The 7,435-nt window shown below is 66.4% G+C and carries 7 protein-coding genes; 3 read left to right on the forward strand and 4 right to left on the reverse strand.

Features of this window, described 5'->3' with window-relative positions; genetic code table 11:
• Window positions 1–47: 47 nt before the first annotated feature.
• Together N5C25_RS01725 and N5C25_RS01730 are read right to left on the reverse strand one after the other, a co-directional pair.
• Window positions 48–695: a hypothetical protein gene (locus N5C25_RS01725; RefSeq protein ID WP_279936219.1), complete on the reverse strand. Its 648-nt coding sequence runs from the start codon at window positions 693–695 to the stop codon at window positions 48–50.
• A gap of 117 nt (window positions 696–812) precedes the next feature.
• On the reverse strand, window positions 813–1,472 hold the full coding sequence (locus tag N5C25_RS01730) for an RIO1 family regulatory kinase/ATPase (protein WP_279936220.1): 660 nt from the start codon (window positions 1,470–1,472) through the stop codon (window positions 813–815).
• Window positions 1,473–1,907: 435 nt separating this feature from the next.
• Here N5C25_RS01730 and N5C25_RS01735 point away from each other — a divergent pair, with 435 nt between their 5' ends.
• Window positions 1,908–2,813 carry an aspartyl/asparaginyl beta-hydroxylase domain-containing protein gene (locus tag N5C25_RS01735; protein ID WP_279936223.1) on the forward strand — a complete coding sequence of 302 codons (906 nt, stop codon included), beginning with the start codon at window positions 1,908–1,910 and terminating at the stop codon, window positions 2,811–2,813.
• 118 nt (window positions 2,814–2,931) lie between these two features.
• Here N5C25_RS01735 and speE read toward each other — a convergent pair whose 3' ends face one another.
• Entirely contained in the window at window positions 2,932–3,783 is an 852-nt protein-coding gene (speE, locus tag N5C25_RS01740) for a polyamine aminopropyltransferase (RefSeq protein WP_251102148.1), read from the reverse strand.
• A gap of 191 nt (window positions 3,784–3,974) precedes the next feature.
• Here speE and speA point away from each other — a divergent pair, with 191 nt between their 5' ends.
• Window positions 3,975–5,864 carry an arginine decarboxylase gene (gene speA / locus N5C25_RS01745; protein WP_279936221.1) on the forward strand — a complete coding sequence of 630 codons (1,890 nt, stop codon included), beginning with the start codon at window positions 3,975–3,977 and terminating at the stop codon, window positions 5,862–5,864.
• Between the two features lie 37 nt (window positions 5,865–5,901).
• The gene (locus N5C25_RS01750) at window positions 5,902–6,222 is read left to right on the forward strand and encodes a DUF6122 family protein (RefSeq protein ID WP_005411369.1); all 321 of its coding nucleotides are present in this window, start codon (window positions 5,902–5,904) and stop codon (window positions 6,220–6,222) included.
• 273 nt (window positions 6,223–6,495) lie between these two features.
• Here the strand turns inward: N5C25_RS01750 and N5C25_RS01755 are convergent.
• Window positions 6,496–7,435: HAMP domain-containing sensor histidine kinase (locus N5C25_RS01755; RefSeq protein ID WP_279936222.1), on the reverse strand; the 940-nt coding region annotated here is incomplete at its 5' end.

The raw sequence follows: 7,435 nt of genomic DNA on the forward strand, positions 1-7,435 counted from the left end.
CGGATGGCGCGAACACCCGTGTGCGACGAAGTGCCGTCCCGGCGTGATCAACCGGGCGGAATGAGGGGTGACGACCGCCACTCCGGCAGACCGAGCGCGCGGCGGGTACGCGTCACGATGGCGCCGATCTCTGCCTCGAAGCCGCGATCAGGTTGCAGCAGCGGCGTGAGTTCAGCACAGCGTTGCTTCAGCACCTCGACCCATGGCGCTGGGTGGGTCTCCGTAGCGGCCAGTGCGAAGTGCCTGCGACCCTCGTCATAAGCCCCCGCCAGCCCGGCGGTGATGCCTGCATGGATGTGTTCGCGGATGCCCGGTTTGGGGTGATGACTCATCAATGTACGCACGTGCCCCGGGGTGGGAAAGCGGTCACGCAGCGCCAGTACCTCGGCTGCGGCCCGCTCGGCCAGTGTCTGTGCGGCCGAGGCAAACTCGGCGGTTTCGGTGAAGCGTTGGAATCCGGCAACGCGGCCGCCCACATCGAAGGACAGGTAGTCCTTTTCTTCCCAGAGCCAGCAGGCGCCGACATTGAGATAGCTGCCCCTGTCCCATGCCGAAGGCTGGAACTCGACCACCCCGACCCACCAGCCTTGGTCGTCAAGCCAGGTGCGCGAACGGCCTTTCTGCACGCAGCCCAAGGGGCGCAGTATGGATCTTGCGGCTGCAGTCAGCAGGCGGGTGTGTTCAGGTGTCGGCATCCCCAGCATCCTTGCGAGTGGCGTGCCGACGAGTATCGCAGAGCACATCGGGCGTGTGGCCCGGGGCAAACGCAGGGGCAAACCGCAGTCGCGCAAGCAATGCAGGGCGAACAGCGCTTACCGCCGCTTGGCCCACTTGTAGAACCGCTTCCAGCCCTGGCGCACGGCGGCGACCCAGCCCGGGTCGGCCACCAGCGCGGCCTGCGCGGCACTCGGGGCCTGGCCGGTCACGCGCTGGCGCATCTTCAGCAGGTTCTTCATGTCGCTGCGGCGCATCTGCCGGCTCAGTGGGTTGCGGCGCAGCCAGCGCGGGGCGCGCCAGGCGGAGGTGAAGTCCAGCAGCACCGGCACGCCGCCGCTGACCACCACGTTGGTGCCATGCAGGTCGTTGTGGGTGATGCCGGCGGCGTGCAGGCGGCTGAGCGCGTGCTGCAGCTGCTCGAACACTTCATTGCCCACGGCCTGCGCGCTGCTCAGGGTCTGGCCCGGGATGAACTCCATGCCCAGTGCCAGGCCACCCAGGGTGCCGAGCAGCGCGGGGGCGTGCTTCCAGCCGCCCAGGCGCTGCAGCATGCGGGCTTCCCGGCGCACCATCAGTCGCGCGATCAGCGAAACGGGAGTGCCGCGGTAACGGGAATAGTCCTTGATGACCGCCTCGCGCCCGTCCAGGCAGGTGCGGTAGACGTCGGGGGCCAGGAAACGCTCGCCGCGCTTGAGCAGCAGCGGGGAGGCGGCGTCATCGCCGCAGGAGGAGGATGGCAGGGCAGGAAGATGCATGTCGGGGTCTCGGACGACCCGGTGGGTGGCGCAATGCGTCAAGCGAACCGGTGTTACAGGGAGTTACTAAGTTTTCGTTAATTTTAGTACTCGCCAGTTCGCTATTCCACGATTTGTCGGAGAAATGTCGGGGTCGTGGCTGGAACAGTTCGTCGCGCAGAATCGGACAATTCTGTCTCACTTATTCCGGTTGGCCTTTAGCATCAACAGCTTGCGCGCCCAGCCCTGCGCCTCCTTCGCAACCGGATGAACACGGCGCACGGGCAACTTGACCCCGGCGCACGGCCTGCCGACCATAAGCTGTTAATCCGCGACATCGGCGGCCGCCCCCTCCGGCACGTCCCCGTCCCCTGCCGCGTTCCCCACCGGTGCTGGCCGCCTGGCCGTGCATCGCCCCGTTTCCCGTTCCGGCCGCGGCTGGAGGAAAGTGCTTTGATCATCAAAATCGTCATTGCAGCGCTGTTCGTGGCCTGCGTGCTGTACATCCACTTCCGTGGCAAGGTCCGCGCGCGCTGGTCGCGCCAGCTGCTGGACCACTCCAGTTTCATGGCCCCGATCAACGTGGTCATGTACATGTTCTCGAAGGTACCGACCACGCCGTTCCTGGACCCGGGCAAGGAGTTCCCGCAGCTGGAGCCGCTGCGCCAGAACTGGCAGATGATCCGCGACGAGGCGCTGGCGCTGCGCGACGCGCAGAAGATCGCCGCCTCCAGCACGTTCAACGATGCCGGCTTCAATTCGTTCTTCCGTCGTGGCTGGAAGCGCTTCTACCTGAAGTGGTACGGCCCGTCGCACCCGTCGGCGAAGGCGATGTGCCCGAAGACCACGGCGTTGCTGGAGTCGCTGCCGGACGTGCGCGCGGCGATGTTCGCGCAGCTGCCGTCGGGCAGCGAACTGCGTCCGCACCGCGATCCGTTCGCCGGTTCGCTGCGCCTGCACCTGGGCCTGGCCACGCCGAACAACGACGGCTGCTACATCGAAGTGGACGGCATCAAGAAGAGCTGGCGCGATGGCGAGTGGATGATGTTCGACGAGACCTACATCCACCACGCGCACAACGAGACGCCCGATGACCGCGTGATCCTGTTCTGCGACATCGCCCGCCCGCTGCGCTTCGGCCTGCCGAGCCTGTTCAATCGTGCGGTGGCGGCCACGCTGCTGGCCGGCGGTGCCTCGCCGAACCTGCCGGGTGACCCGACCGGCGGCGTCAACAAGGCCTTTGGCAGCGTCTACAAGGTGCGCCTGAAGGCCAAGGCGCTGCGCGAGCGCAGCGTGGTGGCCTACCAGCTGATCAAGTGGGGCCTGGTGGTGGCGTTGATAGCCGGTATCTGGGCGCTTTGATCGTTACATGAGGTTGCCGGCCAGCGGCCGGCACTACCGGAACATGAAAAAACCCGCGCTGTCGCCAGCGCGGGTTTTTCTTTTGCATGGGTGGATGCCGACCGTTGGTCGGCACGCCTTACTTCAGTGCCGCCTGCACGAACGGCGGGGTCACCAGCACGCCGGTGTGCAGCGCGGCGGTGTAGTACAGGGTGTTGAAGGTCTTGGCGGCCGAGTCGGCCTGGCGGAAGTCGAAGCTGCTGTCGCCCTTGCGCGCCATGGTCACGCTCCACCAGCCGGTGGGGTAGCACGGCTGCGGGAACGGCAGGGTCTTGAACGAGCCGAAGCCAGCCTTGCCCATCTCGGTGCGCATTTCGTTGATCAGCTCCAGCTGCATCAGCGGCGACTCGGACTGCTGCACCAGGATGCCGTCGTCCTTCAGGGCCTTGAAGCAGCTCTCGTAGAAGGCCTTGTTGAACAGGCCTTCACCCGGGCCGACCGGGTCGGTCGAATCGACGATCACCACGTCCACGCTGCCGGCCGGGCAGTTGGCCATGTAAGCCACGCCGTCGTCGAACAGCAGTTCGGCGCGGGCGTCGTCGTTGGAGTCGCACAGTTCCGGGAAGTGCTTGCGCGCCATCACGGTGACCTGCTCGTCGATGTCGCACTGGGTCACGCTCTCCACGCCGCTGTGCTTGAGCACTTCGCGCAGGGTGCCGCAGTCGCCGCCACCGATGATCACCACGCGCTTGGGCGCGGCATGGGTGAACAGCACCGGGTGGCTGATCATCTCATGGTAGAAGAAGTTGTCCTTGCTGGTCAGCATGATGGCCCCGTCGATGGTCATCAGGTTGCCCCAGTCGGTGGTCTGGAAGATCTCGATCTTCTGGAACGGCGACTGGACCTCGTCCAGCTTGCCGGTGATGCGGTAGCCGATGGCCGAGCCGGTGCGCTCGAAGTGTTCGATGTACCAGTTGTTGCTGTCAGTCATGGGAAAACAGTCCTGTTCGGAGGGGTGGAGCCGGGCTGGCGGGCGGGGCCGCGTGGCACAGATGCCACATCCGGACGGATCGGCCCGTTCAGGTTGGAACCTGTCACGGGCGCGGGCGCGCATGATAACGAACCTGTGGGCACATAGGCGTTATCATGCCCCCCCTTTTATTGCCAACAAGGCCGACTGAAATGACCGATTGGTCCCTCGACCAAGCCCGCAAGACCTACTCGATCCCGCATTGGGCGGACGGTTACTTCGACGTGGATCAGGCCGGGCACATGGTGGTGAGACCGACCGGGGCGGACGGCCCGGTGGTATCGCTGCCCAAGGTGGTGGACGCGGCGCGCGCGGCCGGTGCCAAGCTGCCGCTGCTGGTGCGCTTCCCGGACATCCTCGGCCAGCGCCTGGGCAAGCTGCAGGCGGCCTTCGCCCAGGCCCAGCAGGACTGGGAGTACAGCGGCGGCTATACCGCCGTGTACCCGATCAAGGTCAACCAGACCCGCGGCGTGGCCGGCACCCTGGCCGGCCACCACGGCGAGGGCTTCGGCCTGGAAGCGGGCAGCAAGCCCGAGCTGATGGCCGTGCTGGCGCTGTCGCGCCCGGGTGGCCTGATCGTCTGCAACGGCTACAAGGACCGCGAGTACATCCGCCTGGCCCTGATCGGTCGCAAGCTGGGCCTGCAGACCTTCATCGTCATCGAGAAGCCGTCCGAGCTGAAGCTGGTGCTGGAAGAGTCCAAGGCGCTGGACGTGAAGCCGGGCCTGGGCGTGCGCATGCGCCTGGCCTCGCTGGGCGCCGGCAAGTGGCAGAACAGCGGTGGCGACAAGGCCAAGTTCGGCCTGTCACCGCGCCAGCTGCTGGACCTGTGGAAGTCGCTGCGTGACACCGAGTACGCTGACTGCCTGAACCTGCTGCACTTCCACATGGGCTCGCAGATCTCCAACGTGCGCGACATCGCCAACGGCATGCGCGAAGCCACCCGCTACTTCGTGGAGCTGTCGCGCCTGGGCGCGAAGATCACCCACGTCGACGTGGGCGGTGGCCTGGGCGTGGATTATGAAGGCACCCGTTCGCGCAGCTTCTGCTCGATCAACTACGGCCTGCATTCCTACGCCAGCAACATCGTGCAGCCGCTGGCCAATGCGTGCGAAGAGTTCGGCCTGACCCCGCCGCGCATCGTCACCGAGTGCGGCCGCGCGATGACCGCGCACCACGCGGTGCTGATCGCCAACGTCTCGGAAGTGGAAGAGGCGCAGGAAGGCCGCGTGCCGGACCAGCACGACGACGAACCGGCGGCGATCCGCCACCTGCGCGAAATCCACGACGAACTGGACGTGCGCCCGGCGGTGGAGCTGTTCCAGGAAGCGCAGCATTTCCATGCCGAAGGCCTGGCCAGCTACGCGCTGGGCCAGATCGACCTGCCGCAGCGTGCGCGCATCGACGATCTGTTCTACGCCATTGCCCACGGCGTGCGTGCGCGCCTGAGCTATGACGAGAAGAGCCATCGCCCGGTGCTGGACGAACTGAACGAGCGCTTGGTCGACAAGTACTTCGTCAACTTCAGCGTGTTCGAATCGATCCCGGACGTGTGGGCAATCGACCAGGTGTTCCCGATCGTGCCGATCGAGCGCCTGGACGAAGCTCCGGACCGTCGCGGCATCATCGCCGACATGACCTGCGACTCGGACGGCATGGTGGAAACCTATGTCGAGAACGAGAGCCTGGACAGCTCGCTGCCGTTGCACAAGATGAAGCCGGGCGAGAGCTATCGCATCGGCTTCTTCATGGTCGGTGCCTACCAGGAAATCCTGGGCGACATCCACAACCTGTTCGGCGATACCGACGCGGTGGAAGTGCTGGCCGATGCCGATGGATACGCCATCACCCAGCAGCGCCGTGGTGACACCACCGACGTGATGCTGGATTACGTGGGTTACCGCCTGGACGAACTGCGTGCGACCTATGCGCAGCGCGTGGCCGAGGCCCAGCTGTCGCCGGAACGCGCGCAGGAACTGTCGGACGCGCTGGAAGCCGGCCTGACCGGTTACACCTACCTGTCCGACGAACCGCTGGTGTGATGGACGGCACCGGGCCCGCCCGGTGCCACCGTTGCCGATGAGCGCGCGCGCGATCTTCCACCTGTTCCTGCATGCCGCCGTGCCAGCCCTGCTGGCATGGCTGTTCTGGCGCAAGCGCTTTGCCTCGGCGTGGCTGCTGATGCTGCTGGGCTGGATCATCGACCTGGACCATCTGCTGGCCGACCCGATCTATGCACCAAACCGCTGCAGCATCGGGTTCCACCCGCTGCACACCGCACCGGCCATCGCGGTCTATGCCGGGCTGTGCGTGCCGAAGAAAACGCGGTTGTTCGGTATCGGTCTGATCATCCACATCGTGCTGGACGCGATTGATTGCTGGTGGATGCATCACCGTTGATGCTTGGTGTACGGCGACCGGTCGGATTGGCGCTTGGTAGAGCCGGCCGCTGGCCGGCTTCCCCAAGGCGTTCCCGGCGACCACGTGGTTGCCGGCCAGCGGCCGGCACTACCCACCGTTGGGTTGGCCAAGGTCGACACCTACCGGGTGCACGGCGACCGGTCGGATTGGCGCTTGGTAGAGCCGGCCGCTGGCCGGCTTCCGCAGGGCGTTCCTGGCGACCACGGAGATGCCGGCCAGCGGCCGGCACTACCCACTGTTGGGTTGGTCGCGTCACCCCACCGGCAACCACAACGTTGCGCGCAGGCCGGGCTGCGCATTTTCCAGCGCCAGGCGCCCGCCATAACTGGCGGCGATATCCTCCACGATCGCCAGTCCCAATCCACTGCTGCCCTCGCGCTCATCCAGCCGCACGCCACGCTGGGTGACCCGTTCCAGCGCGTCTGCAGCCAGGCCGGGGCCGTCGTCGCGGACCTCAATGCACAACTGGCCGTCGTCGGCTTCCGCGCTGACCTGGACCTGCCGCTGTGCCCAGCGCCCGGCGTTGTCCAGCAGGTTGCCCAGCATCTCCTCCAGATCCGCACTGGCGCCGGCGAACTGCAACGCTGGATCGATACCTGCTGCCGTGAACGCAATGCCGCGTTCGCCATGCACGCGTGCCATCAACCGGCATAGCGCCTGCGCGACAGTCGCAACGTCGCTGCGCTGGCGATGGTCTGCGGCCAACCCTGCCGCCAGGTAACGGTCAACACTGGCCTGCATGCGTGCGCTCTGTTCGCGCACGGTGGCGCGCCAGTGCGTACCGTCGCCGTCGGCCTCGGTGGCCAATACGCTCAGTGGTGTCTTCAGCGCATGCGCCAGATCCTGTGCACTGGTGCGCGCACGCGCGACCATGCGCTGCTGGTGGTCCAGCAGCGCGTTGAGTTCTTCACCCAGCGGCGCGACCTCCGCGCCCAATCCCTGCGTATCGATGCGCTGCGCATCGCCGCGCCGTACCTGTTCCAGCTGCACACCGAGGCGATGCAGCGGGCGCAGGCCGAAGCGCACCTGGCTGGCCAGCACCGCCAGCCACGCAGCGACCAGCACGCCCAGCGCGATGGCGGTGCGCTTGCGGAACGCGGCGACATCGGCATCCAGCGCGCTGCGATCGGTGGCGACCACGGCTACGAGCGGTTCGCTGGCGCGTGGCAGTCGCACCTGCTGCACGCGTGCG

It is taken from the genome of Stenotrophomonas sp. GD03958, assembly GCF_029839005.1.
In the GTDB taxonomy this organism is placed as follows: domain Bacteria; phylum Pseudomonadota; class Gammaproteobacteria; order Xanthomonadales; family Xanthomonadaceae; genus Stenotrophomonas; species Stenotrophomonas hibiscicola.

Bases quoted from the DNA above. Each gene is read 5' to 3' on its own strand.
- N5C25_RS01725 (WP_279936219.1), bottom strand. From the start codon at position 695: ATGCCGACACCTGAACACACCCGCCTGCTGACTGCAGCCGCAAGATCC.
- speA (WP_279936221.1), top strand. From the start codon at position 3,975: ATGACCGATTGGTCCCTCGACCAAGCCCGCAAGACCTACTCGATCCCG.
- N5C25_RS01750 (WP_005411369.1), top strand. From the start codon at position 5,902: ATGAGCGCGCGCGCGATCTTCCACCTGTTCCTGCATGCCGCCGTGCCA.
- N5C25_RS01730 (WP_279936220.1), bottom strand. From the start codon at position 1,472: ATGCATCTTCCTGCCCTGCCATCCTCCTCCTGCGGCGATGACGCCGCC.
- speE (WP_251102148.1), bottom strand. From the start codon at position 3,783: ATGACTGACAGCAACAACTGGTACATCGAACACTTCGAGCGCACCGGC.